Below are 22,790 nucleotides of genomic sequence, written 5' to 3'. Positions count from 1 at the left end.
GTTCTCTCTATCTGGTGGCGGTGTGGAGCAGAGGCACGGATCCGTCGGCCGATTCCCGCCGACGGAAGGCGAAGACGGGGTCGGCGGGGCCGCCGAGGACTCGTGCGTCGACTCGGAACGTGCATCGGATCAGGTCCGTGGTCAACACCTCGGCGGGCGAGCCCGCGGCGACGACGCGGCCGCCGTCCAGGACGACCACGCTGTCGCAGTACTGGGCAGCGAGGTTGAGGTCGTGCAGCGCCGCGACGACGGTGCACCCCAGACCGCGCACCGTGGCCATCAGGTCGTGCTGATGGCTGATGTCCAGGTGATTGCTCGGCTCGTCGAGCACCAGCACCGGAGTCCGCTGGGCCAGCGCGCGAGCGAGCATCACCCGTTGACGCTGTCCGCCCGAGAGGGTCGCGATCATGCGATCGGCGAGTTCCGTGATCTCGGTGCGCGCCATCGCCTCGTCGACGATGCGCAGATCATCCGGCGTGTCGCGCCCGAACGTCGAGCGATGGGGTGCGCGCCCGAGCATCACGGTCTCCTCGACACTGAGGTCCACGTCCGTCGGTGGATCCTGCAGCATCACCGCGACCGCCTGCGCCGCCTGTCGCCCGGTCATGGCGCGCACGTCGGTGCCGTCGATGCGCACCGTGCCACGGCGGGGATCGACGGTGCGGTAGAGGGTGCGCAAGAGGGTGGACTTCCCCGACCCATTCGGCCCGACGAGGCCGAGCACCTGTCCGGACGGCAGCGAGAAGGATGCGTCGGCGACCACGTCGCGTCCGCCGAGCGTGACGGTGACATCCTCGATGTCGATCCTCACCGTCCGAACCCCGCCTTATCGGATCCGCCGCGACGCATCAGCCACAGGAAGAACGGGGCCCCCACGAAGGCGGTGAGGATACCGAGCGGGATCTCCGTGGGCTGGGCGACCGTACGGGCGAGCAGATCGGCCAGCATCAGGAACACGGCCCCGCCCAGCACGGTCACCGGAAGCATGCGGCGATGATCGGCACCCACGGCGATCCTCGCGATGTGCGGAACCACCAGGCCGACGAACCCGATGCCGCCGGCGACCGACACGACCGCGCCCGTGAGCAGCGATGCGATGACGAGCAGCGTCCCGCGCAGTCGGGCCGCATTCACGCCCAGGGAGGTCGCGGACTCGTCGCCCGTCATCAGGACGTTCAGCGAGCGGGCGAGGAACGCGGCGACGAGGCACGAGACCGCCAACGCGATCGTCGGACCGATGAGACTGTGCATCGTCGCCGCGGAGACGCTGCCGAGGAGGAAGAAGAGCACGCTGACGACGTTCTGCGCATCCGTCGAGATCGTCAGGTAACTGGTGACCGCGCTCAGAAGGGCGCCCAGGGCGACACCGGCGAGGCTCATCCGGGTCGGCGACAGCGTCCCGTCCTTGCGCGCGAGCACCGCCACGGCGATGCAGGCGGCCAGGGCCCCGAGGAACGCGGCCACGTTGAGCGAGAGTCCGCCCAGAGCCGCGGATCCGAACACGATCACGAGTACCGCGCCGACACTCGCGCCCGACGAGACGCCGAGGATGTAGGGCTCGGCCAGCGGGTTCCGAACCGTCACCTGCATCAGCGCACCCGCCAGTGCCAGACCCGCGCCGGCGAGGGCCGCGAGAAGAGTGCGCGGGAGGCGGAACTGCCACACCGCCTGATCCTGCAGGCGCGTGAGAGAGCCGTCCGACATCCACGGCATCCCCGGCAGCAGATGTCCGGTCACGATCCGAGCAGCCTCGATGATGCTCACCTCGACCGTGCCGATCGCGCCGGAGAGCACGATCAGCGCACCGATCGCGAGGGCCAGGGTGGCGCACAGGATCCAGGCGCGTCGTTCCATACGACGCCGAGCGCCACGACGGCGCGAGACGCCTGCGACGTGCGTCGCGGGCTGAGATTGTTCGGTGTCCAGCACACCGCCCGAGCTTACTGATAACGATACTCAATAACAAAAGCGTGCTCGGCGATCACCCGGCGGGGGCACGCGTGCCCCACGCCCTGTCTCCAACGAAGAAGGCCCCGGACCCGAGTCGATGACTCAGGGCCGGGGCCTTCTCACTGTGCGCGAGGGGGGACTTGAACCCCCACGCCCTATACGGGCACTAGCACCTCAAGCTAGCGCGTCTACCTATTCCGCCACCCGCGCAGGTGGGTTTTTTCGGTTTCGCAACCGAGGATCGACACTACCACGTCCTGCGCGCAACGAAGAATCGGCTCAGCCCATCGACACGCCGAACAGGAGACCGAGCAGGTATGTCACCGCCGCCGCGCCGAATCCGATCGCGAGCTGACGCAGTCCGCGGCGCAGCGGCGGCGCGCCCGAGAGCAGCCCGACCATCGCCCCCGTGCCCATGAGCGCGAGGCCGACGAGCACGAGGGCGAGGAGGACCGCGGCGAGTCCCTGCAGACCGAAGATCCACGGCAGGACGGGGATGATCGCGCCCGAGGCGAAGAACAGGAAGCTCGATCCCGCCGCCCCCAGCGCGCTGCCGACCACCTCGTGGTCCGCCGGAAGGGTCACGGGGCCCGTGATCGGTGCGGCGTCGGACTGCCGGGACGCCTCCAGGACGCGGCGCGCGCGGGCGTCCGCCTCCGCCTCCCCCATGCCCCGGGTGCGGTACACGAGCGCCAGCTCGTTCGCGTCGAGATCGAGGTCGGGCAGGACCGAGTCCGCGTAGTCGCTCGGTTCGGTGGCATCCAGCAGCTCCCGCTGCGAACGCACGGAGACGTACTCCCCCGCGCCCATCGAGAGCGCGCCGGCGAGGAGGCCGGCGACGCCGCTGAACAGGACGAACTGGGACGCGACACCCGTCGCGCCGATGCCCATCACGAGGGCGAGGTTGGAGACCAGCCCGTCGTTCGCGCCGAACACGGCCGCGCGGAAGGTTCCGGACAGACGCCGACGGCCGCGCGCCGCGAGGCCGCGGACGACCTCGCGATGGACCCGCTCGTCCGCAGCCATCCGCGCCGTCGCGTGGGGGTCGTCCGCGTAGGGCGATCGACCCTCGGCGTTCTGGGCGAGGGCGAGCACGAAGATCGAGCCGAAGCGCCGCGCCATCCAGGCGAGCGTGCGCGCACTCGCGCTCGCGGCGGGCAGCCGCGCCGGCTCACCGCCGAGAAGCTCGAGCCAGTGCGCCTCGTGGCGTCCCTCGGCCTCCGCGAGGGCCAGCAGGATCTCGCGCTCCTCGCCCTCCCGTCGCCGTGCGAGGTCGCGATAGACCTGAGCCTCCGCGCGCTCCTCGACCAGATAGCGGGCCCAGCGGCGGCGATCCTTCGCGGTGGGTTCTGCAGTCGTGTTCACGTGTGACCACGCTATCCGCGCGCCGTCGCCGTCACCGCGGGAACGGAGACATTGCCAGCATTTCGGAACTCCGAACGACCCGCGCCCGCTCAGGAATGGACGCGTTTGCGGAGCACCTCGATCCGCGCCTGGAGCTGCGCCACGGTGGCGCGGGCCACCTCGGGGCCGCCGCAGATGCGGCGGAGCTCCGCGTGGACGAGTCCATGTGCCTCACCGCTCTGGCGCGCGTACAGGCCGACGAGGCTGTTGAGCAGCTGACGCTGCTCCCGCAACGTGCGATGCAGCGCCGGCGGCAGGGCGCTGTCCAGCGGGCCGTCCGACGTCGCGTCGGCGGTGACGGTGCCGTCCTCGCCGCCGGCGCTCTCCCGGGCTTCCCGCAGTCTCCGGTGACGCCCCTGGCGCGCCTGACGCTGCATGAGAAGCTCGTGGACGTGTTCGGGCTCGAGGAGACCGGGGAGCCCCAGGAACTCCTCCTCCTCGGGGGTGCCGGGCACGGCGAGCTGGCCGAACTCCTTGCCGTCGAACAGCACGCGGTCGAAGTGGGCGACGGAACCGAGCGCCTGGTAGGAGAACTCCTGCTCGAGCTCGTCGGAGGCCTTGTCCTCGCGTTCGGCCTCGGCGAGCAGCGTGTCCTCGAGACCGTCGTCGTCGCCGCTCTCCCGGTCGAGGGCGTGGTCGCGCTCACGCTCCATCTCGCCCGCGAGGGTCAACAGCACGGGGACGTTCGGGAGGAAGACGGAGGCGGCCTCGCCGCGACGGCGTGCCCGCACGAAACGACCGATCGCCTGGGCGAAGAACAGCGGCGTCGACGCGCTCGTCGCATAGACGCCGACGGCGAGGCGCGGCACGTCGACGCCCTCCGACACCATCCGCACCGCCACCATCCAGCGTGTCGTCGCCTGCGCGAACGTCTCGATGCGCCCCGAGGCGGCCTTGTCGTCCGAGAGGACCACCGTGGGCGCCTCGCCGGTGATCTGATGGAGGATCGCGGCGTACGCGCGAGCGGCGGTCTGATCGGTCGCGATGACGAGTCCCCCGGCGTCCGGCACGTCCTGACGCACCTCGCCCAGCCGCCGGTCGGCGCTGCGGAGGACAGCGGGGATCCAGTCCCCCTCGGGGTCGAGTGCGGTCCGCCACGCCTGGGCCGTCACGTCCTTCGTGTTGTCCTGGCCGAGGTGGGCTTCGAGCTCGTCGCCCGCCTTCGTGCGCCAGCGCATCTTGCCCGCGTAGACGAGGAAGAGCACAGGTCGCACGACGCCGTCGGCGAGGGCGCGTCCGTAGCCGTAGTTGTAGTCGGTCCGCGACAGGCGGATGCCCTTCTCGTTCGGGTGGTACTCGACGAACGGGATCGGCGCCGTGTCGCTGCGGAAGGGCGTGCCCGACAGCAGCAGTCGGCGGGTCGCGCGTCCGTAGGCCTCGCGCAGCGCATCCCCCCAGCTGAGCGCATCGCCGCCGTGATGGACCTCGTCGAGGACGACGAGCGTGCGCGCATCGTCCACGAGGTGCCGGTGGACGGATGCCTTGACGGCGACCTGGGCGTAGGTGACGGCCACGCCGTGGTAGTGGCGGGCATGCATCCGCTGCCGGTTGCTGAACCGGGGATCGAGCCGGATGCCCACGCGCGCCGCCGCATCGGCCCACTGGGTCTTCAGGTGCTCGGTGGGCGCGACGACCACGACGCGCTCGATGACGCCGCGACGCAGCAGCTCGGAGGCGAGGCGCAGGGCGAAGGTCGTCTTGCCGGCCCCGGGTGTGGCGGCGGCGAGGAAGTCGCGCGGTCCCTTGCCGACGCCGTCGGGCCCGTCCGCGCCGAAGTAGGCCTCCAGCGCCTCGGCCTGCCAGGCGCGCAGGTTCTGCGCCGTTCCCCACGGCGCGCGCTGCGGGAAGGACGGCGACAGGTGCTCTGCGGCGAAGCTGCCGAAGTGCTCCTGCCCCTGCTCGTCCGTCGCATCCACGACTGACCACCCTAAACGAGGCCACCCCCACGCCCGGCGCCGGTGCCGCTGCGGGTAGCCTCGAAAGCGGAGAGTCTGGAGAACCATGCGCAGGAACGATCCCACCCCCGACGACCACCGCTCGCCCTATGTACCGAACGAGTCGGCGCACCCGTGGCGCCGCATGGTGTCGATCGGCGATTCCTTCACCGAGGGCATCGGCGATCCGATCCCGGGCACGGACGACCATCGCGGCTGGGCGGACCGCGTCGCCGAGGTGCTGGGTGCGCAGGTCGAGGACTTCGCGTACGCGAATCTCGCCGTGCGCGGCAAGCTCATCGGCCAGATCGTCGCCGACCAGATCGAGCCCGCACTCGCCCTGAGCCCTGATCTCATCACGTTCTCCGCGGGGGGCAACGACGTCATCCGCCCCGGCGGAGACCCGGACCTGGTCGCCGAGCAGTTCGAGGACGCCGTCGCGCGGCTGAGCTCGCAGGGCGCCACCCTCGTCGTCTTCACCGGCATCGACACCGAGTTCACCCCGGTGTTCCGCGGCATCCGCGGGCGGGTCGCGATCTACAACGAGAACATCCGCGCGATCGCCGACCGCTACGACTGCATCGTGGCCGATCAGTGGGCCCTGAAGGAGGTGCAGGACATGCGGTTCTTCGACGACGACCGGCTGCACTACAACGCCCTGGGTCACCACGAGATCGCCCGCATGGTGCTGCGCGCGCTCAACGTCCCGAACGACCTGCAGCCGATGCAGCCCGACCCGCTGCCCACCCTCACCTGGCGCGAGGCGCGCGGCAACGACCTCGTCTGGGCCCGCGCCTACCTCGTGCCGTGGGTCCTGCGCCGACTGCGGCACCAGTCCTCCGGCGATCACATCCGCGCCAAGCGGCCCGACGCGCTGCCCGTCGTCACCGAGGCGCCGGGGAAGGACCGTTCGGCCGGGCCCGGGACTCTCGCCTGAGGTCCCTCAGCGCGACAGTGCCCACAGCGCGACGGCGGCCGCCGACGCGACGTTGAGGGAGTCCACTCCCCCGGTCATCGGGATCGTGACGACGGTGTCGGCGGCGGCCAGGGCGCGCGCCGACAGACCGTCGCCCTCCGATCCGAGGACGAGCGCCACCTGCGCGGGGCGCCGCGCGGCGAAGTCGTCGAGCGAGACGGCATCGTCCGCGAGGGCCAGCGCGGCGACGTGGAGCCCGGCCGCGCGAAGGTCGTCGATCCCCGTGCGCCACCCGCCCAGACCGTCCTCGGGCAGCCGGGTCCACGGCACCTGGAACACGGTCCCCATGCTGACCCGGACGCTCCGCCGGTACAGCGGATCCGCGCAACGCGGCGTGACCAGCACGGCGTCCGCGCCGAGCCCCGCCGCCGCGCGGAAGGCGGCCCCCACGTTCGTGTGGTCCACGATGTCCTCGAGGACCAGGACCAGACGCGCGCCCGAGACCACCTCCGCCACCGACGGGAGCGCCGGTCGATGCATCGCCGCGAGCGCGCCTCGGTGCACTGCGTATCCGGTCACGCCGGCCGCGACGTCGTCGGCGACCACGTAGACGGGTGCGTCCCCGGCGAGGTGCTCGGCGTCGGCGAGCCACTTCTCCTGCACGAGGACCGACCGCGGCGCGTGCCCGGCGGCGACCGCGCGGGCGATGACCTTCGCCGACTCCGCGATGTACAGCCCCTCGGCCGGCTCCGTCCGTCGGCGCAGAGCGACATCCGTCAGGTCCCGATAGTCCGACAGGCGGGCATCGGACGGGTCCTCGATCCTCACGACAGGCATGCGGCCATGCTGGCACGTCTCGTAACCTGCCCGAAAACCAACCGGCGTAGGCTCGCACCATGGCGACGGTCCTCGACTCCGACGAGAAGACGGCGGCCGCCGTGGAGCGGGCGATCGATGCACTCGCCGGTCGGCGTCTCGCGGTGCTCACCGGGGCCGGTGTGTCGACCGACTCGGGCATCCCCGACTACCGCGGGAAGGGCGCGCCGACGCGCACGCCGATGACCGTCCAGCAGTTTCTCTCCAGCGACGCGGCGAGGCGTCGGTACTGGGTCGGCAGTCACCTGGGGTGGCGCGCGTTCGCGGCATCGACGCCCAACGGGGGTCACGACGCCCTGGCGGCGCTCGAGCGCGAGGGGATCGCCTCCGGCGTCGTCACGCAGAACGTCGACGGCCTGCACATCCGGGCAGGCAGCAGTCGGGTGGTCGAGCTGCACGGCACGATGCGTCGGGTGCTGTGCACGCACTGCGGGCAGGTGTTCGACCGCCGCGACCTCGCCGCCCGCGTCGAGCGGGACAATCCGTGGATCACCGTGCCCGACGCGGTCGAGCTCGGCCCCGACGGCGACGTGCTGCCGTCGACGAGCGACGGCTTCGCCGTGCCCGCCTGCAGCGTCTGCGGGGGCATGCTCAAGCCCGACGTCGTGTTCTTCGGCGAGTACATCCCCGTCACGCGCTTCCAGGAGGCGGAGCGGATGCTCGCCGCGAGCGATGCGCTGGTCATCGCCGGGTCCTCCCTCGTCGTCAACTCGGGGATCCGTCTGCTCGACCGCGCCCGCCGGCGCCGGCTGCCGATCGTCATCGTGAACCGCGGCGAGACGCGCGGTGACGCCCGCGCGACCGTGAAGATCGATGCCGGTACGACCCCGGTGCTGCAGGCGTTCGCCGACGCGCTCCCCGCGCTGCGCTGAGTGCACGCCCAGGGTCTCGGCGCCGCCGTCCCGTAGGGTCGTCTCGTGACCACTCTCCTCCTCGTGCGGCACGGCGAGACCGACTGGAACGCCGCTCGTCGCATCCAGGGCTCCACCGACATCCCCCTCAACGAGACCGGTCGTGCGCAGGCACGCGAGACGGCCGCGCTCCTGACCGCGCGTTTCGCCGGAGAGCGACCGGTGGTCGTCTCCAGCGACCTGTCGCGGGCACGGGAGACGGCGAGCATCGTGGCCGCAGCGCTCGGCGTGGACGAGCCGCACACGTACCCGGGTCTGCGCGAGCGGGCGTACGGGCAGGCCGAAGGCCTCACCGACACCGAGTATCGGGAGCTCTACGGCGATTTCGGACAGGACAACGTTCCCGACGCGGAGACGAACGGGCACCTCCGGACGCGTGCGGTGAGCGCCGTCCGCCGGGTCGTGCGCGAGGCACGTCGCCTGCACGCACCCGTGGACGTGCCCGTGATCGCGGTCACGCACGGCGGGCTCATCGGACAGCTGATCCGCCACGCGAGCGGGGACACGCTGCCCCTCGCCGGTGAGCGGCTCGCCAACGCCTCGGTGCACGAGTTCCGCGTCGAACGCGACCGCATCGGTCTCCTCTCGTACGCGGCGGTGTCGACCGCGCGCGTCTGACCGGCGGCGGCCTACTCGGGAGCGCGACCGAGGACGGTCCGCGCGTGGCGGAGGACGGGTTCGTCGACCATGCGACCGTCGAAGCGGAAGACGCCCCGCTCCCCCTCCGCCGCGGCGAGCACGGCGCGCGCCCAGACGAGCGTGCGCGCATCGGGCCGGTAGGCCTCCCGGATCGTCTCGATCTGGTTCGGATGGATGCACGCCGATGCCTGGAAGCCGCTCGCCGCGGCATCCGCGGCCTCGCGGCGCAGCCCTCGCTCGTCGCCGATGTCGAGGTGCACCGCGTCGATGGCGGCGACGCCGGCGGACCCGGCGGCGAGCAGGACGCGGGAGCGCGCCGCGCGGGCGACGTCGCGGTACTCCCCCGCCGGCGTGCGGCTGGAGGTGCCGCCGAGCGAGGCGACGAGGTCCTCGGCCCCCCACATGAGCGCGACGACGTTGGGGGCGGCGGCGATCTTCTCGGCCGCGACGATGCCGCGCGCCGTCTCGCACAGCGCGACGACGTCGAAGCGCGGGTCGATCCGCCCGATGCGTTTCGCCGAGTGCGCCTTGGGGACCATGATCGTGCGGAAGTCGGTGTGCGAGAGCGTGGCGATGTCGGCCTCGTACTCGGGCGTGCCGACGGGGTTGACCCGCACGACGACACGCTCGGGATCGACGTGCGCGTCGATGAGTGCCCCGCGCGCGGCCGGCTTGGCGGCCGGTGCCACGGCGTCCTCGAGATCGAGGATGACCCCGTCCGCCCGGTCGAGCGCTTTCGCGAATCGGTCGGGCCGGTCGGCGGGACAGAACAGCAGTGCGGGCCCCAGGGCGAACGTCATCCCCCCACGCTACCCCGCACCGTGCCACCCTCTCCTGCGCGGGATCGGGTGCGGGTGCGGGAGCGGTGCGAGGGGTCAGGGGTCAGGGGTCAGGGGGCGGTCACGCCGAGGGCGCGGGCGATCAGGAGCAGCTGGACCTCGGAGGTCCCCTCGCCGATCTCCAGGATCTTGGCGTCGCGATAGTGGCGCGCGACGGGGTACTCGTTCATGAACCCGTTGCCGCCGAAGATCTGGGTGGCCTCACGCGCGTTGTCCATCGCGGCATCCGACGCGGTGAGCTTCGCGATCGCCGCCGCCGTGCCGAAGGGCCGTCCGGCCTCGCGCAGACGTGCAGCGTGGAGCCACGCCAGACGCGCGTTGTGCACGCGCAGCTGCATCCGTGCGAGCGTGAACTGGATCGCCTGGCGGGTGCCGAGCCGCTCCCCGAACACGACGCGCGACCGCGCATAGTCGAGGGCCGCCTCGAGGCAGCCCTCCGCGGCACCCGTCGACAGGGCGGCGATCGCGACGCGCCCCTCGTCGAGGATGCTGAGGAAGTTCGCGAAGCCCTTCCCCTGTTCCCCGAGGAGGTTGTCGGCGGGCACCCGCGCGCCGTCGAAGGACAGGGGGTGCGTGTCGGACGCGTGCCAGCCGACCTTGTCGTAGGCGGGTCCGACCTCGAAGCCGGGAGTGCCGGAGGGGACGACGATCGTCGAGATCTCCGCCCGGATCGCGCCGGTGGACGCATCGGTGCGTCTCCCGGTGACGGCCGTCACCGTCACGAAGCTCGTCCGCGGCGTGCCCGAGTTGGTGATGAACTGCTTCGCGCCGTCGATGACCCAGTCGTCGCCCTCGCGCCGCGCCGTCGTGCGCGTCGCACCCGCATCCGATCCCGCCTCCGGCTCGGTGAGCCCGAACCCCGCGAGGGCGCGGCCGGTCAGGAGGTCGGGCAGGAGCCGAGCGCGCTGCTCCTCCGTCCCGAAGCGGTGGATCGGCATCGCACCCAGGCTCACGGCCGCCTCGAGCGTGATAGCGATCGACTGATCGACCCGTCCGAGCGCCTCGATCGCGAGGCCCAGGGCGACGAGGCCTCCGCCCTGACCGCCGACCTCCTCCGGGAACGGGAGGCCGAACAGCCCCAGCTCCCCCATCTCGTCGACGATGCCCATCGACAAGGTCGCCGTCCTATCGGCCTCGTATGCCTGTGGCGCGACCCGCTCGTCGGCGAAGTCGCGGACGAGCGCGGCGAGCTCGCGCTCCTCGTCCGTCAGGTCGTAGACGGATGGATCGAGCACGCCCATGTCATCTCCTTCGATGCGTGTCGCGAGCCGCCGGTCACGATCCGATCACGGGCATCCTCGTCCGCTGGATCGCGCTCGGCGCGCCGGGTTAGTGTTCCCTAACCGGACCCTCCCAGGTTAGCGAGGATTAACTGGAATGGCAACGAACTCCGTCGACCGCACGAGAGCGACCGGCCGCCTTCGGGCGAAGGCCGAGCGGCAGAGCTCGCTGCTGCGCGAGGCCGCCCGGCTGTTCGCGGCGCAGGGCTTCGACGGGGTCAGTCTCGAGGACCTGGGCTCGGCGGTCGGCATCTCCGGCCCCGGCGTCTACCGCCACTTCGCGAGCAAGCGCGCGCTGCTGGGCGCGATCCTCCTGCGCGCGAGCGAGGATCTGCTCACGGGCGGGCGCCGGGTGCGCGACGGGGTGGCGGACGCCTCCGAGCAGCTGCGGGCCCTCGTCCGCTTCCACGTGGATTTCGCCGTGCACGGGGCGGACGTCATCCGCGTGCACGACCGCGACCTCGCCTGCCTGAGCGAGGACGATCGGCATCGCGTGCGCAGCCTCCAGCGCGAGTATCTGGATCTGTGGATCGAGGTCCTCTCGCGCGTGCTGCCCGGGAAGGATGCCGCGGAGCTGCGCCTGCGCGCCCACGCCGGCTTCGGACTGATCAACTCGACGCCCTACTCGGTGCGCGCCCTCCGTGACGCCCCCGAGGACGCACTCGTCGAGCGCGTCCTCGCCGACATGGCGTTCGCCGCCCTGACCTCACCCTGACCTTTCCCTCAGGACAGCAGCATCGCCCGGCCGGGGGCGCGCAGCACGTCGCCCACGGCGCGCAGGAACCGCGCGCCCTGCTCGCCGTCGACGACGCGGTGATCGAAGGACAGGCTGAGGGTCAGCACGTCGCGCAGCGCGATCTCGCCCTCGTGCTCCCACGGGCGTCGGCGGACGGTCCCGATCCCGAGGATGCCCGCCTGCGGCGGATTCAGGATCGGTGTCCCCGCGTCCACGCCGAACACGCCGAAGTTCGTGAGGGAGAAGGTCCCTCCGCTCAACGCCGCCGGCGTCGATCGCCCCGCGCGCGCGGTCGCGGTCAGCTCCGCGATCGCATCGGCGAGCTCCGCCAGGGTGAGCGAGTGGGCATCCCGGACGTGCGGCACGATCAGGCCGCGCTCCGTCGCCGCGGCGATCCCGAGGTCGACGTAGTGGTGCTCGATGATCTCGCCCGCCTCCTCGTCCCACCGCGAGTTCAGCGCGGGCTCCGATCGCAGGGCGAGGCACACCGCCTTCGCGACGACCACGAGGACCCCGATGCGGTGGTCCCGCACCCGCGGATCCGCACGGAGCTCGGTCACGAGCCGGGTCGTCTCCGTGACGTCGACCTCCAGGAAGCACGTCACGTGGGGCGCGGTGAACGCGCTGCGCACCATCGCGGCCGCCGTCGCCCGCCGGACACCGCGGATCGGCGTACGGGTGACGCGGCGGGAGTCGCCGCGCTCCGAGCGCCGGTCGTCGCGCTCCGCCTCGGCGGCAGTCCCCTCCGCGAAGCGCTCGACGTCCTCCCGCGCGATGACCCCCGTCACGCCGGAGGCGGCGACGAGGGCGAGATCCACGCCCAGGCGCTTCGCGAGCTGACGCACGGGCGGTGTGGAGCGGGGCCGCTCGAGCGGCAGGTCCTCGCTCGACGACCCCGCGGCGTCGAGTGCGGCGTCGAGTACGTCGTGCGGCGCCGCCGCCCGGACCTCGGCGTCGCCCGGTGCCGTGGGCGTGCGCCCGGTCCGCGGTCGGCGTCGCGGCCGGCCGGGGCCCCGCGGCGCCGCCCCGTACCCCACGAGGTTCGGCGTCGCGCGGTCCTCCGTGCTCGCGGGCGCGTCGTCCGCCGCGCCGCGTCCGTCCGCCGTGACGCCGGCCGTCTGCTCGCCGTCGCTTCCGCCGCCCGCCGCCCCCGTCGGCGTCTCCGAGCCCGGCACGTCGATCCCGATCAGCGGGCTGCCGACCGCGACGACCTCGCCCTCGGTGGCGTGCAGACGACGCACCGTTCCGGCGTAGGGCGACGGCAGCTCGACGATCGCCTTCGCCGTCTCGACTTCGGCGATCGGCTGATTGAGCGTCACGTCGTCGCCCTCCGCGACAAGCCACTGGACGATCTCCGCCTCCGGCAGTCCCTCCCCGAGATCCGGCAGTGCGAACTCCGCGATCATCGCGTCACCTCCGTGAGGCTGTTCGGGCGATCCAGGACGCGGTCCACGGCGTCGAGGATGCGATCGAGGTCGGGCACGTGGTGCCGTTCGAGCTTCGCCGGCGGGTAGGGGATGTCGTGGCCGGTCACCCGCTGGGGCGCTGCCTCGAGGAAGGGGAAGCACTGCTCCGTGATGCTCGCGATGATCTCCGCGCCCACCCCGGCCTCGCCGCCGGCCTCGTGCGTCACCACGACGCGCCCGGTCTTGCGGACGGATGCCGCGACGGTGCGGTAGTCGATCGGGGAGAGCGACCGGATGTCGACGACCTCGATAGAGACGCCGTCGTCGGCCGCGGCCTCCGCGGCATCGAGGGCCGTCACCACCTGCGCACCGTACGTGACGAGCGTCGCATCCGTGCCCTCGCGGACGACCCGCGCCAGACCCATCGGCGGCGCGTCCGCCACGTGCGCGTCGAGGTCCACCTCTCCCTCCTCGCCCTCGAACCTGTGGTGGTACAGCCGCTTCGGCTCGAAGAAGACGACCGGGTCGTCGCAGGCGATCGCCTGCTGCAGCACGGTGTACGCATCACGGGGATTGGACACCGCGACCACGCGCAGCCCCGCGGTGTGCACGAAGTACGCCTCCGGCGACTCGGAGTGGTGCTCCGCGGCCCCGACGCCGCCCGCCCACGGCATCCGGATCGTGATCGGCATCCGCACCCGGCCGCGGGTCCGGTAGTGCAGCTTCGCGACCTGGCTGACGATCTGGTCGAACGCCGGATAGACGAACCCGTCGAACTGGATCTCCACGACGGGCCGGAAGCCGCGATAGGCCAGACCGACGGCCGTTCCCACGATGCCGGACTCCGCAAGCGGCGTGTCGATGACGCGGCGCGCGCCGAACTCGTCGAGCAGGCCGTCGGTGATCCGGAAGACGCCGCCGAGCCGACCGATGTCCTCGCCCATCAGCACGACCCGATCGTCCTCGGTCATCGCGCGCCGCAGGCCTGCGGTGAGCGCCTTGCCCATCGTGAGTCGCGTCATCTCACACCTCCTCGTCGTCGAAGCCTGCGAGGTACGCGGAGAACCGCTCGCGCTGACGGGCGATGCCCGAGTGCGGCTCGGCGTAGACGTCGTCGAGCACCTCGACGGCGGGCCGGGTGCGCGCGCGCAGCGCGGCATCGCGCATCCCGGCCGCGACGGCGTCGCCGGCTGCCGCGACCTCCGCGGCGAACTCATCGTCGAACGCGCCCAGGGATCGCAGGTGCGCCTCGAGGCGGCGGAGCGGATCGCGCTCACGCCAGCGTTCGAGCTCCGCCGCGTCGCGATAGCGCGTCGGGTCGTCGGAGGTCGTGTGCGGCCCCATGCGGTACGTGACGGCCTCGAGGAACACGGGCCCCCGACCCGACCGGGCGTGGTCGAGCGCCCATCGCATCGCGGCCGTGCATGCGAGCACGTCGTTGCCGTCGACGCGCAGACTCGGGATGCCGAACCCCGGCGCACGTCCCGCGATCGGATACCGGGACTGCACGCTGACCGGCTCGGAGATCGCCCACTGGTTGTTCGAGCAGACGAAGACCACCGGAGCCGTGAACGAGGAGGCGAACACCATCGCCTCGTTGACGTCGCCCTGACTGGTCGCCCCGTCGCCGAGGTAGGCGACGGCGACCTGATCGCCCTCGTCGCGTTGGATCCCCATCGCGTACCCCACAGCGTGCAGCGTCTGTGCGCCGATGATGATCTGCGGCGGCGCGACGTGGAGGGATCGCGGATCGAACGTGCTGTGCACCTCGCCGCGCCATGCCAGGACGAGCTCGTCCGGGGCCACGCCGCGCACGACGAGCACCCCCAGCTCCCGATACGTCGGGAAGAGGAAGTCGTCGCCGCGACAGGCCCGGGCGCTCGCGACCTGGACGGCCTCCTGGCCCTGCGCGGGCGCCCACAGTCCGAGGTGCCCCTGGCGCTGGAGGGCGACCCCCTCGGTGTCGGCGCGGCGGGTGATCGCCATGTCCTCGTACAGTCGACGCAGCGCCGTCGTGTCGATGTCCGCCGCCCACTCGTCCAGCACGGGGTCTGTGACGCGATCCCCGGCAGGGGTCAGCAGCTGCGCGACGCGATCGGTGTCGGACCGTGTCGAGGGGTCGGTGGTCAGGGTGTGCATCGTCGTCATCCCTTCGGGATGCGCCGGGTGAGGGTGGCCCGGCGCGTCCGGTCGTCGGCCTCGTCGCCGATGCGTCAGAGGCTACGTCGCTGTCGCACCTCGCTCAAGCATCCCGCCCGCCCTTGAGCATGTTGCGCAGAGTACGCAAGAACCGCCTGCTAGGGTTGTGCACTATGGGATCCCTCGACCGCGTCGACCTGGAGCTGCTCAGCGCCCTCGCCGACGACCATCGGGCGACCGTCGTCGCCCTCGCCGACAGACTCGGACTCTCTCGGAACACCGTGCAGGCCCGGATGGCCCGCCTCGAGCGCTCCGGCGTCTTCCAGTCGTTCGAGCGGGCGATGTCGCCTGCCGCCCTGGGGCTCCCGATCGAGGCGATGGTGAGCGTCATCGTCCGGCAGGCGGAGATCCCGCGCATCACGTCGGAGATCGCCGCCATCCCCGAGGTGATCCAGGCTCACGGCATGAGCGGCCAGGTCGATCTGCTCGTGCGGGTCGCCGCGCGCGACACGCAGCACCTCTTCGACGTCGACGCCCGCATCCTGGCGATCGAGGGCGTCGAGAGGACGGAGACCTCGCTCGTCATGGGCGAGGTCATCGGATACCGGGTCCGACCGATCCTGGAATCGGCTCGACGGGAGCAGTGACGACCGGCTCCTGGCCGGCATCCAGACGGACCAGCACGACCCCCGCCAGGAGTACCGCTCCCCCGACGAACTGGATCGTCGAGGGCGTCTCCCCCAGCAGCAGCCAGGCGAAGCCCAGTGCGAAGAGCACCTCGCTCAACCCGATGAAGGATGCCAGACGCGATCCGGTGCGCGGCACCGCCATCACGCCGAACGCATAGCCGAGGGTCGTCCCGACCGCACCGACCCACAGGATCGACAGGATGCCGGGGACGTCGATCCCGCGGAAGGAGAGCGTCACCTGCGGTGCGGCGAACGGGATGAGGCCGACCGCCGCGACGAGTCCCATCGTGACCGCGCCGACGAGGAGACCGCCGGATGCGAGCGCCAGCGGCGGCAGGTCGTCGCCCGTGCGCTCGCTCATCACGAAGTAGACGCAGACGGTGACGGCGGCGCCGAGCGCCAACAGCGCGCCCAGCAGGTCGAACCGGGCGCCGGAGACGTCGACGACTAGGACGAGCCCGACGATCGCCACCACGGAGCCGACGAGCACGAGACGGGACGGCGCCCGCCGCGTCCGCGCCCAGACGAACACGACGAGCAGGACCGGCGCGAGGTACTGGATCAGCAGGGCGACGGCGACGGGCATCCTCTGCATCGCGGAGAAGAAGAGCAGCTGGCATCCGGCGACCGGCACGAGGCCGAAGACGAGGAGGGATCGTCCGTGACGGCGGAGGAAGGAGCGTTCACGGTGCACGGCGCGGATCAGGGCGGGCGCCAGGACCAGACCCGCGAGCCCCATCCGGACCAGGAGGGCCGCCGACAGCGACCATCCCGCCTCCAGCAGCGGCTTGACGAGCGGGCCGCTGGAGGAGAAGGCGAGCGCGGAGACGACCGCAAGGACGACGCCGCCGGCCCGCCGGTCCGCGCCCGCGTGGGCGCGCGGGGAGCTCGTGCGACGACGACGGACGACGGGGTGCGCCGCGGGTTCCGGTACGACGATCCGAAGCGGGGCGGTCTGCGTCACCGGCGGTCCTCCACGGGGCACGACAGCGGGCTGTCAGGGGTGATCGATGTTTACACTGGTGACGGTAGTGCCCACGCGAGTCAGGAGTCAAGGTGGTATTCATCCATGACACGGAAGTGTCGCTGCGCGCCGCCGCGGCGCTGGTGAACACCCTGCCCGGCACCGACTCCGAGGGGGTCGATCGCCTCGTCACGCAGGCCGACATCGACGCGTATCTCCGGGAGTTCGCGTACACCGGGACGATCCACCGCGACGGTGCGGAACTGGACGCCGTGCGAGCCAACCGCGATCGCCTGCGCGCCCTGTGGGACGTCGACCGTGAGAACGCCGTCCCCCTCGTGAACGCCATGCTGCGCGACGGTCGCGCGCTCCCCCAGCTGGTCATCCACGACGGGTTCGACTGGCACATCCACGCGACGGAACCCGACGCCCCCCTGTCCACGCGCATGCTCGTGGAGGCGGCGATGGCGTTCGTCGACGTCATCCGCGCGGATCAGTGGAACCGGGTCCGCATCTGCGCCGCGGACGACTGCGCCTCGGTGTACGTCGACTTCTCGAAGAACGGCTCGAAGCTCTACTGCGACACCGGCAACTGCGGCAACCGCATGAACGTCATCGCCTACCGTCGGCGGAAGGCCGCAGAAAGCGAGTGATGTGGGATGCCGCCTCACGCGGCGTCTCGTAGTGGATGAGGTGTCCGACCCCCGCGATCTCCACCAGTTCGGCGTCGGGGAACAGCGTCTGCAGATGCCGCTCGGCCTCGATCGGCGTGATGTCGTCCTTCTCCGCCGCGATGAGGAGAGTGGGGACAGGGATCGACTCGGCGAACCGCCGCACGTCGTTGGACACGGACGCGACGAAGCCCTCGTGCAGCACGTCGCGGTCGCCGAACAGCGAGAAGTAGCGGTCGTGCTGGTCGTGGATGAACGCGCGCAGCGCCGGGTCGCGTGTCTTCGCCATCGAGATGCTCATCACCCGCACGATCAGCCGGTTGCGCAGGAGCGCGTCGCCGAGGCGGCGCGGCAGCTTCGCTCCCGCCCAGTAGTAGAAGACGGCCAGTCGCGTCAGGATGCCGCGGGGGCCCTCGAGCGCCGGCGCGCCGATCGGGTTGACCAGGATGACCCGCGGCGTGGCGAGCCCGCCGGCGACGGCTGCGGCCACGACGATCGAGCCGAACGAGTGCCCGAGCAGGGGCGCGCCGGGGGCGACGGCGGACGCGAACGCGGTCAGCCACTGCGCGTAGGCGTCGATGGAATGCGTCAGGCCGGGCAGAGGCGGCGTCTCGCCGAAGCCGGGCAGGTCGGGGGCGATGATGCGGATGCCGTCCAGGTGCGCCACGACGGGCTCGAGCCCGTGGTGGTCGCCGCGATAGCCGTGGGCGAGGACGAGCGTCGTGGCGGCGGAATCGTCCCCATAGACCCAGTAGGCGGTGGAGCCGCCGCAGACGTCGACGTGGCGCCGCTCGACGGGGATCCGCGCCAGCCGCTCGGCGTACGGGGAGAGCACGGTCATCCCCCGAGTCTACGAGTCCCGCGTGGCGACCATCCGCTGTCGGCGGTTCGTCATACCGTCGGAGGCATGCAGCAGTGGCAGGCCGTTCCCCTCTGGGAGGATCCGACGGATGAGGGCGACGTCGCCCCCGCGCTCGTCGAGGCGAGCCCTCCCCCGGTGCAGGGTGCCCTCCCGGTGCGTGAGGCACCGCCGGCGCGTGGGAGACACTGGGCCGACACCGTCGGAGTGTTCGATCTGGAGACGACGGGGGTCGACGTGTCACGCGATCGCGTCGTCACGGCGCACGTCGGCCTGCTCGGTCCCGACGGGACGGCACTGGCCGCACGGTCCTGGCTGGCGGACCCGGGGGTCGAGATCCCCGACGGAGCGACCGCGGTGCACGGCATCACGACCGCCCACGCGCGTGCGCACGGCCGCCCGGCCGCGCACGTGGTCGCGGAGATCGTCGACGCGCTGAGGGAGCTCTTCGCGCGCGGCATCCCCGTGGTCGCCTACAACGCGCCCTACGACTTCTCCCTGCTCAAGCACGAGGCCCTGCGACACGGCATCGATCCCCTGAGCGATCCCGCGCCCGTGATCGACCCCCTCGTGCTCGACAAGGAGCACGACCGGTATCGCAAGGGCAAGCGCACGCTCGAGGTCGTGGCCGCGCACTACGCCGTGCCCCTCGTGGGAGCACACGACGCCGCCGCGGATGCGATCGCCGCCGGGCGCCTCGCGCAGGCGCTGGTGCGTCGTCACGGCATCGACGGCCCGCTCGACCGGCTGCACGAGCAGCAGATCGGCTGGGCGCGCTCACAGGCGGAGAGTCTCACCGAGTACTTCATCCGCATCGGCAGGATCGACCCGGCGGACGCGCTCGACGGCAGCTGGCCCATCCGCTGAGCCCCACCGACGACGAGAGCCCCGCCGAAGCGGGGCTCTCGAGGAGAAGGCTGCTTACTTGCCGCCGAAGTTCTTGAAGCGCTGGTTGAACTTCTCGACGCGACCGGCCGAGTCCATGATGCGCTGCTTGCCCGTGTAGAACGGGTGCGAGGCCGAGGAGATCTCGACGTCGATGACGGGGTACGTGACGCCGTCGAGCTCGATCGTCTTGTCGCTCGTGACCGTCGAACGGGTCAGGAACGTGTCGCCGGAGCCGAGGTCGCGGAACACGACCGCCTGGTACTCGGGGTGGATGTCAGTCTTCATGGGGTTCCTTACGTGATGTCCTGGATTTTGCCAGGACGAGGGAAGTCTGGGGTGCGAGTGCACCAACGGACGATTCTATCAGGCGCTCGCCCGTGCGGCGAACCGGCCGCCGTCCGAGCTCAGCGCGATGGGCATCCCGAAGGTGGCAGACAGGTTTTCCGCCGTGAGCGTCCGATCGATCGGGCCCGCCGCGACGACGCCGCCGTCGCGGATGAGCAGGACGTGGGTGAACCCGACGGGGATCTCCTCGACGTGGTGCGTGACCATCACCATGGCCGGCGTGGTCGGCGCCTGCGCGTATCCGCTCAGAAGCCCGAGCAGTTCCTCACGTGCGCCGAGGTCCAGGCTCGCGGTCGGCTCGTCCAGCAGCAGCAGCTCCGGATCGGTCATGACCGCCCGCGCGATCTGCACGCGCTTCTGCTCTCCGTCCGACAGCGTCCCGAAGGTGCGGTCGGCGAGGTGATCGAGCTTCCACTCCGCCAGCACCCGCCGCGCGCGCTTCTCGTCGATCGTCTCGTAGGTCTCGTTCCAGCGTCCCAGCACCGCGAAGGCCGCCGTGAGCACGACGTCGAGCACCGTCTCCTCCGGGGGGACGCGCCGCGCCATCGCCGACGAGGCGAAGCCGATGCGCGGGCGCAGGTCGAACACGTCGGTGCGACCCAGCTGCTCGTCGAGGATCGTCACCGTGCCCGAGGTGGGGTGCAGGAGCGTCGCCGCGAGCTGCAGCAGCGTCGTCTTGCCCGCGCCGTTCGGTCCGAGGATCACCCACCGGTCCTCGTCGCCCACCGACCAGTCCAGGTGATCGACGATGTTGCGGGCGTTCCGACGGACGACGACGTCGCTGAACTCGAGCACCTGGGCCATGCGTCCAGCCTATCGGGCCGCGCCGGTCACCTCGCGGTAGAGCGCCTCCGTGGCGTCGGCGATCGCCTGCCAGCTGAAGTCCTCCGCGGCCCGCTTCCGGCCGGCGATCCCGTACTCCCGCGCCCGCGCCGGGTCGGAGACCACCTCGGTGAGGGTCGACGCGAGGTCCGCCACGAAGCGGTCGGGGTCGATCGGCGTACCGGTGCCGTCCTGCACCTGCTCGATCGGCACGAGCCGTCCCGTCACCCCGTCCACCACGACCTCGGGAATGCCGCCGGTCGCCGTGCCGACCACGGCGGCGCCGCAGGCCATCGCCTCCAGGTTCACGATGCCGAGCGGTTCGTAGATGCTCGGGCACACGAACGTCGTCGCGGATGTCAGGATCGCGCACAGGTCGGGGCGCGGCAGGAACTCGTCGATCCAGACGACCCCGTCCCGGGTCGACTGCAGCTCCCGCACGAGCCCCTCCACCTCGGCCATGATCTGCGGTGTGTCCGGCGCGCCGGCGCACAGCACGACCTGCACCTCGGGAGGCAGCTGGGCCGCGGCACGGAGGAAGTACGGCAGGCCCTTCTGACGCGTGATCCGACCGACGAAGACGACCGAGGGACGATTCGGGTCGATGCCGTGACGCTCGAGCAGCGCGTGGTCCTCCCGCGGATGCCAGGACTCGACGTCGATGCCGTTGTAGATCACGCGCACCTTGTCGGGATCGAGGTCCGGATAGCTGCGCAGGATGTCACGGCGCATCCCCTCGCTGACGGCCACGACCGCCGCCGCGTGCTCGTAGGCCGTCTTCTCGATGTAGCTCGACACCGCGTATCCGCCGCCCAGCTGCTCGGCCTTCCACGGACGCAGCGGCTCCAGCGAGTGGGCGGTGATGACGTGCGGGATCCCGTGCAGCAGCGAGGAGAGGTGGCCCGCGAAGTTCGCGTACCACGTGTGCGAGTGGACGACGTCCGCCCCCGCCACGTCGCCGACGATCTCGAGGTCCACGCCGAGGGTCTGCACCGCGGGGTTCGCCGCGGACAGCTCGGCGGGCACGCCGTACGAGGTCGTGTCCGCCTCGTCGCGTCCCTCGCCGAAGGCGCGCACCTGCACCTCGACGGCGCCGCGCAGCGCCCGGACGAGCTCGGTCACGTGCACACCGGCACCCCCGTAGATCTCCGGCGGATACTCCTTGGTGACAATGTCGACGCGCATGTCGGGAACGCTAGTACAACGGCGCGCGGGGGGCATAGTGTGGGGCCATGCCAGCAGCACCAAAGGTCTTCGGAATCGTCCTCGCCGGGGGCGAGGGGAAGCGACTGATGCCCCTCACCGTGGATCGCGCCAAACCCGCCGTTCCGTTCGGCGGCCAGTACCGACTGATCGACTTCGCGATCTCCAACCTGATCAACTCGGGCCTTCGCCAGATCGTGGTGCTCACGCAGTACAAGTCGCACAGCCTCGACCGCCACATCTCGCAGACCTGGCGGATGTCGGCGTTGCTGAACTCCTACGTCGCCTCGGTGCCGGCGCAGCAGCGACTCGGAAAGCGATGGTTCTCCGGCTCGGCGGACGCGATCCTGCAGTCGCTCAACCTGATCCAGGACGAGAAGCCGGACATCGTGATGGTCATCGGTGCGGACCACGTCTACCGCATGGACTTCGACCAGATGCTGCAGGCGCACATCGAGTCGGGGGCGAAGGCGACGGTCGCGGGCATCCGCCAGCCGATCTCGCTCGCCAACCAGTTCGGCGTGATCGACCTCGACCCCGCCGACAACGTCACCATCCGGGAGTTCCTGGAGAAGCCGCAGAACCCCACCGGTCTCGTCGACGCGCCGCACGAGGTCCTGGCCTCGATGGGCAACTACATCTTCGACGCCGACGCGCTCATCGCGGCCGTCGAGGCGGACGGCGAGCTGCCCGGATCGAATCACGACATGGGCGGCGACATCATCCCCTACTTCGTCGGTCGCGGCGAGGCGGCGGTGTACGACTTCAAGCGCAACGACGTTCCTGGATCGACCGATCGCGACCGCGACTACTGGCGCGACGTGGGCACGATCGACTCGTTCTTCGACGCCCACATGGATCTCATCTCCACGCTGCCGGTCTTCAACCTGTACAACATGGACTGGCCGATCCACTCCCAGGCCGTGAACTCGCCTCCCGCGAAGTTCGTGCGCGACGGCGTCGGACGCATGGGCAACGCGATCGATTCGATCGTGTCGCTCGGGTCGGTGCTGTCCGGCACGCACCTGGAACGCTCCGTCGTGGGGCCCTGGACGCTGGCCGCCGGCGGCTCGACCATCACCGACTCCGTCCTGTTCGACCACGTCGACGTGGGGGCGGGGGCGCGCGTGCACCGGGCGATCCTCGACAAGAACGTGGTGCTCGAGCCGGGAGCCACCGTGGGCGTGGACCGCGCGCTCGACCTGGCGCGCGGCTTCACCGTCACCGACACCGGGATCACCGTCGTCGGCAAGAACGCACGCGTCAGCCGCTGACCGCCGCGGAACGTGCGGGTGGAAGGGACCCGTCGGCGACACCGG

Annotated in this window: 23 protein-coding genes and 1 tRNA gene; 8 read left to right on the top strand and 16 right to left on the bottom strand. The window is 71.3% G+C overall.

Annotated features, from left to right (window positions below; genetic code table 11):
- Positions 1 to 7 precede the first annotated feature (7 nt).
- The 5 genes from WFI00_RS12940 to WFI00_RS12920 all read right to left on the bottom strand — a co-directional run bounded on the left by WFI00_RS12940 (position 8) and on the right by WFI00_RS12920 (position 5,270).
- The gene (locus WFI00_RS12940; protein ID WP_336633154.1) at positions 8 to 811 is read right to left on the bottom strand and encodes an ABC transporter ATP-binding protein; all 804 of its coding nucleotides are present in this window, start codon (positions 809 to 811) and stop codon (positions 8 to 10) included.
- Complete coding sequence (locus tag WFI00_RS12935) at positions 808 to 1,854, bottom strand: FecCD family ABC transporter permease (protein WP_336633155.1); 1,047 nt, start codon at positions 1,852 to 1,854, stop codon at positions 808 to 810. Before WFI00_RS12935 ends, WFI00_RS12940 begins: the two co-directional genes overlap by 4 nt.
- A gap of 221 nt (positions 1,855 to 2,075) precedes the next feature.
- A tRNA-Leu gene (locus tag WFI00_RS12930) sits at positions 2,076 to 2,160 on the bottom strand.
- Between the two features lie 69 nt (positions 2,161 to 2,229).
- Positions 2,230 to 3,315 (bottom strand): VIT1/CCC1 transporter family protein, encoded by a 1,086-nt coding sequence (locus WFI00_RS12925; RefSeq protein WP_336633156.1) that lies wholly within the window; start codon positions 3,313 to 3,315, stop codon positions 2,230 to 2,232.
- 89 nt (positions 3,316 to 3,404) lie between these two features.
- Positions 3,405 to 5,270, bottom strand: a complete 1,866-nt coding sequence (locus WFI00_RS12920) for a DEAD/DEAH box helicase (protein WP_336633157.1) — start codon at positions 5,268 to 5,270, stop codon at positions 3,405 to 3,407.
- Positions 5,271 to 5,355: 85 nt separating this feature from the next.
- Between WFI00_RS12920 and WFI00_RS12915 the strand changes: the two genes are divergently transcribed.
- The gene (locus WFI00_RS12915; RefSeq protein ID WP_336633158.1) at positions 5,356 to 6,225 is read left to right on the top strand and encodes an SGNH/GDSL hydrolase family protein; all 870 of its coding nucleotides are present in this window, start codon (positions 5,356 to 5,358) and stop codon (positions 6,223 to 6,225) included.
- A gap of 6 nt (positions 6,226 to 6,231) precedes the next feature.
- Here WFI00_RS12915 and WFI00_RS12910 read toward each other — a convergent pair whose 3' ends face one another.
- A complete protein-coding gene (locus WFI00_RS12910) occupies positions 6,232 to 7,041 on the bottom strand; it encodes a TrmH family RNA methyltransferase (protein WP_336633159.1) in 810 nt (269 codons plus the stop codon).
- A 59-nt stretch (positions 7,042 to 7,100) separates the two neighbouring features.
- Between WFI00_RS12910 and WFI00_RS12905 the strand changes: the two genes are divergently transcribed.
- Both WFI00_RS12905 and WFI00_RS12900 read left to right on the top strand, forming a co-directional pair.
- Positions 7,101 to 7,952 (top strand): Sir2 family NAD-dependent protein deacetylase, encoded by an 852-nt coding sequence (locus WFI00_RS12905; protein ID WP_336633160.1) that lies wholly within the window; start codon positions 7,101 to 7,103, stop codon positions 7,950 to 7,952.
- A gap of 45 nt (positions 7,953 to 7,997) precedes the next feature.
- Positions 7,998 to 8,609: a histidine phosphatase family protein gene (locus tag WFI00_RS12900; protein WP_336633161.1), complete on the top strand. Its 612-nt coding sequence runs from the start codon at positions 7,998 to 8,000 to the stop codon at positions 8,607 to 8,609.
- A gap of 11 nt (positions 8,610 to 8,620) precedes the next feature.
- On the opposite strand, the gene WFI00_RS12895 is transcribed toward WFI00_RS12900, so the two are convergent.
- Entirely contained in the window at positions 8,621 to 9,430 is an 810-nt protein-coding gene (locus tag WFI00_RS12895) for an HpcH/HpaI aldolase/citrate lyase family protein (RefSeq protein ID WP_336633162.1), read from the bottom strand.
- A gap of 89 nt (positions 9,431 to 9,519) precedes the next feature.
- Positions 9,520 to 10,710: an acyl-CoA dehydrogenase family protein gene (locus WFI00_RS12890; RefSeq protein WP_336633163.1), complete on the bottom strand. Its 1,191-nt coding sequence runs from the start codon at positions 10,708 to 10,710 to the stop codon at positions 9,520 to 9,522.
- A gap of 136 nt (positions 10,711 to 10,846) precedes the next feature.
- On the opposite strand from WFI00_RS12890, the gene WFI00_RS12885 reads away from it, so the two are divergent.
- Positions 10,847 to 11,464, top strand: a complete 618-nt coding sequence (locus WFI00_RS12885; RefSeq protein ID WP_336633164.1) for a TetR/AcrR family transcriptional regulator — start codon at positions 10,847 to 10,849, stop codon at positions 11,462 to 11,464.
- Between the two features lie 8 nt (positions 11,465 to 11,472).
- On the opposite strand, the gene WFI00_RS12880 is transcribed toward WFI00_RS12885, so the two are convergent.
- Genes WFI00_RS12880 through pdhA form a run of 3 tightly spaced genes read right to left on the bottom strand, consistent with a single transcriptional unit; the run spans position 11,473 to position 15,039 of the window.
- Complete coding sequence (locus WFI00_RS12880; RefSeq protein ID WP_336633165.1) at positions 11,473 to 12,891, bottom strand: dihydrolipoamide acetyltransferase family protein; 1,419 nt, start codon at positions 12,889 to 12,891, stop codon at positions 11,473 to 11,475.
- Entirely contained in the window at positions 12,888 to 13,913 is a 1,026-nt protein-coding gene (locus WFI00_RS12875; RefSeq protein ID WP_336633166.1) for an alpha-ketoacid dehydrogenase subunit beta, read from the bottom strand. Before WFI00_RS12875 ends, WFI00_RS12880 begins: the two co-directional genes overlap by 4 nt.
- Before the next feature lies 1 nt (position 13,914).
- Positions 13,915 to 15,039: a pyruvate dehydrogenase (acetyl-transferring) E1 component subunit alpha gene (pdhA, locus tag WFI00_RS12870; protein ID WP_442928324.1), complete on the bottom strand. Its 1,125-nt coding sequence runs from the start codon at positions 15,037 to 15,039 to the stop codon at positions 13,915 to 13,917.
- A gap of 164 nt (positions 15,040 to 15,203) precedes the next feature.
- Between pdhA and WFI00_RS12865 the strand changes: the two genes are divergently transcribed.
- The gene (locus WFI00_RS12865) at positions 15,204 to 15,677 is read left to right on the top strand and encodes an Lrp/AsnC family transcriptional regulator (protein ID WP_336633168.1); all 474 of its coding nucleotides are present in this window, start codon (positions 15,204 to 15,206) and stop codon (positions 15,675 to 15,677) included.
- Here WFI00_RS12865 and WFI00_RS12860 read toward each other — a convergent pair.
- Complete coding sequence (locus tag WFI00_RS12860; protein WP_336633169.1) at positions 15,625 to 16,683, bottom strand: DMT family transporter; 1,059 nt, start codon at positions 16,681 to 16,683, stop codon at positions 15,625 to 15,627. The genes WFI00_RS12865 and WFI00_RS12860 overlap by 53 nt on opposite strands.
- A 92-nt stretch (positions 16,684 to 16,775) precedes the next feature.
- On the opposite strand from WFI00_RS12860, the gene WFI00_RS12855 reads away from it, so the two are divergent.
- Complete coding sequence (locus tag WFI00_RS12855; RefSeq protein WP_336633170.1) at positions 16,776 to 17,336, top strand: CGNR zinc finger domain-containing protein; 561 nt, start codon at positions 16,776 to 16,778, stop codon at positions 17,334 to 17,336.
- Here the strand turns inward: WFI00_RS12855 and WFI00_RS12850 are convergent.
- The gene (locus tag WFI00_RS12850; protein ID WP_336633171.1) at positions 17,296 to 18,195 is read right to left on the bottom strand and encodes an alpha/beta fold hydrolase; all 900 of its coding nucleotides are present in this window, start codon (positions 18,193 to 18,195) and stop codon (positions 17,296 to 17,298) included. The two genes, WFI00_RS12855 and WFI00_RS12850, sit on opposite strands and share 41 nt — an antisense overlap.
- A 66-nt stretch (positions 18,196 to 18,261) precedes the next feature.
- Between WFI00_RS12850 and WFI00_RS12845 the strand changes: the two genes are divergently transcribed.
- Positions 18,262 to 19,080: an exonuclease domain-containing protein gene (locus WFI00_RS12845; RefSeq protein ID WP_336633172.1), complete on the top strand. Its 819-nt coding sequence runs from the start codon at positions 18,262 to 18,264 to the stop codon at positions 19,078 to 19,080.
- Between the two features lie 54 nt (positions 19,081 to 19,134).
- Here the strand turns inward: WFI00_RS12845 and WFI00_RS12840 are convergent, their stop codons facing one another.
- The 3 genes from WFI00_RS12840 to glgA all read right to left on the bottom strand — a co-directional run bounded on the left by WFI00_RS12840 (position 19,135) and on the right by glgA (position 21,453).
- Positions 19,135 to 19,386 (bottom strand): type B 50S ribosomal protein L31, encoded by a 252-nt coding sequence (locus tag WFI00_RS12840; RefSeq protein WP_336633173.1) that lies wholly within the window; start codon positions 19,384 to 19,386, stop codon positions 19,135 to 19,137.
- Positions 19,387 to 19,464: 78 nt separating this feature from the next.
- The gene (locus WFI00_RS12835) at positions 19,465 to 20,250 is read right to left on the bottom strand and encodes an ABC transporter ATP-binding protein (protein ID WP_336633174.1); all 786 of its coding nucleotides are present in this window, start codon (positions 20,248 to 20,250) and stop codon (positions 19,465 to 19,467) included.
- Between the two features lie 9 nt (positions 20,251 to 20,259).
- Positions 20,260 to 21,453: a glycogen synthase gene (glgA, locus tag WFI00_RS12830; protein WP_336633175.1), complete on the bottom strand. Its 1,194-nt coding sequence runs from the start codon at positions 21,451 to 21,453 to the stop codon at positions 20,260 to 20,262.
- A 47-nt stretch (positions 21,454 to 21,500) separates the two neighbouring features.
- Between glgA and glgC the strand changes: the two genes are divergently transcribed.
- On the top strand, positions 21,501 to 22,745 hold the full coding sequence (gene glgC, locus WFI00_RS12825) for a glucose-1-phosphate adenylyltransferase (protein ID WP_336633176.1): 1,245 nt from the start codon (positions 21,501 to 21,503) through the stop codon (positions 22,743 to 22,745).
- Positions 22,746 to 22,790 lie beyond the last annotated feature (45 nt).

The sequence above is a fragment of the Microbacterium sp. MMO-56 genome (assembly GCF_037146215.1).
GTDB lineage: Bacteria > Actinomycetota > Actinomycetes > Actinomycetales > Microbacteriaceae > Microbacterium.
The sequence above is the reverse complement of the archived record's forward strand: the minus strand, read 5'-3'. Positions and strand labels throughout refer to the sequence as shown.

Coding starts and splice junctions, on each gene's coding strand:
- WFI00_RS12835 (WP_336633174.1), bottom strand. CDS start 20,250: ATGGCCCAGGTGCTCGAGTTCAGCGACGTCGTCGTCCGTCGGAACGCC.
- WFI00_RS12865 (WP_336633168.1), top strand. CDS start 15,204: ATGGGATCCCTCGACCGCGTCGACCTGGAGCTGCTCAGCGCCCTCGCC.
- WFI00_RS12850 (WP_336633171.1), bottom strand. CDS start 18,195: ATGACCGTGCTCTCCCCGTACGCCGAGCGGCTGGCGCGGATCCCCGTC.
- WFI00_RS12890 (WP_336633163.1), bottom strand. CDS start 10,710: ATGGGCGTGCTCGATCCATCCGTCTACGACCTGACGGACGAGGAGCGC.
- WFI00_RS12895 (WP_336633162.1), bottom strand. CDS start 9,430: ATGACGTTCGCCCTGGGGCCCGCACTGCTGTTCTGTCCCGCCGACCGG.
- glgA (WP_336633175.1), bottom strand. CDS start 21,453: ATGCGCGTCGACATTGTCACCAAGGAGTATCCGCCGGAGATCTACGGG.
- pdhA (WP_442928324.1), bottom strand. CDS start 15,039: ATGACGACGATGCACACCCTGACCACCGACCCCTCGACACGGTCCGAC.
- WFI00_RS12880 (WP_336633165.1), bottom strand. CDS start 12,891: ATGATCGCGGAGTTCGCACTGCCGGATCTCGGGGAGGGACTGCCGGAG.
- WFI00_RS12905 (WP_336633160.1), top strand. CDS start 7,101: ATGGCGACGGTCCTCGACTCCGACGAGAAGACGGCGGCCGCCGTGGAG.
- WFI00_RS12845 (WP_336633172.1), top strand. CDS start 18,262: ATGCAGCAGTGGCAGGCCGTTCCCCTCTGGGAGGATCCGACGGATGAG.
- WFI00_RS12915 (WP_336633158.1), top strand. CDS start 5,356: ATGCGCAGGAACGATCCCACCCCCGACGACCACCGCTCGCCCTATGTA.
- WFI00_RS12840 (WP_336633173.1), bottom strand. CDS start 19,386: ATGAAGACTGACATCCACCCCGAGTACCAGGCGGTCGTGTTCCGCGAC.
- glgC (WP_336633176.1), top strand. CDS start 21,501: ATGCCAGCAGCACCAAAGGTCTTCGGAATCGTCCTCGCCGGGGGCGAG.
- WFI00_RS12885 (WP_336633164.1), top strand. CDS start 10,847: ATGGCAACGAACTCCGTCGACCGCACGAGAGCGACCGGCCGCCTTCGG.
- WFI00_RS12875 (WP_336633166.1), bottom strand. CDS start 13,913: ATGACGCGACTCACGATGGGCAAGGCGCTCACCGCAGGCCTGCGGCGC.
- WFI00_RS12935 (WP_336633155.1), bottom strand. CDS start 1,854: ATGGAACGACGCGCCTGGATCCTGTGCGCCACCCTGGCCCTCGCGATC.
- WFI00_RS12910 (WP_336633159.1), bottom strand. CDS start 7,041: ATGCCTGTCGTGAGGATCGAGGACCCGTCCGATGCCCGCCTGTCGGAC.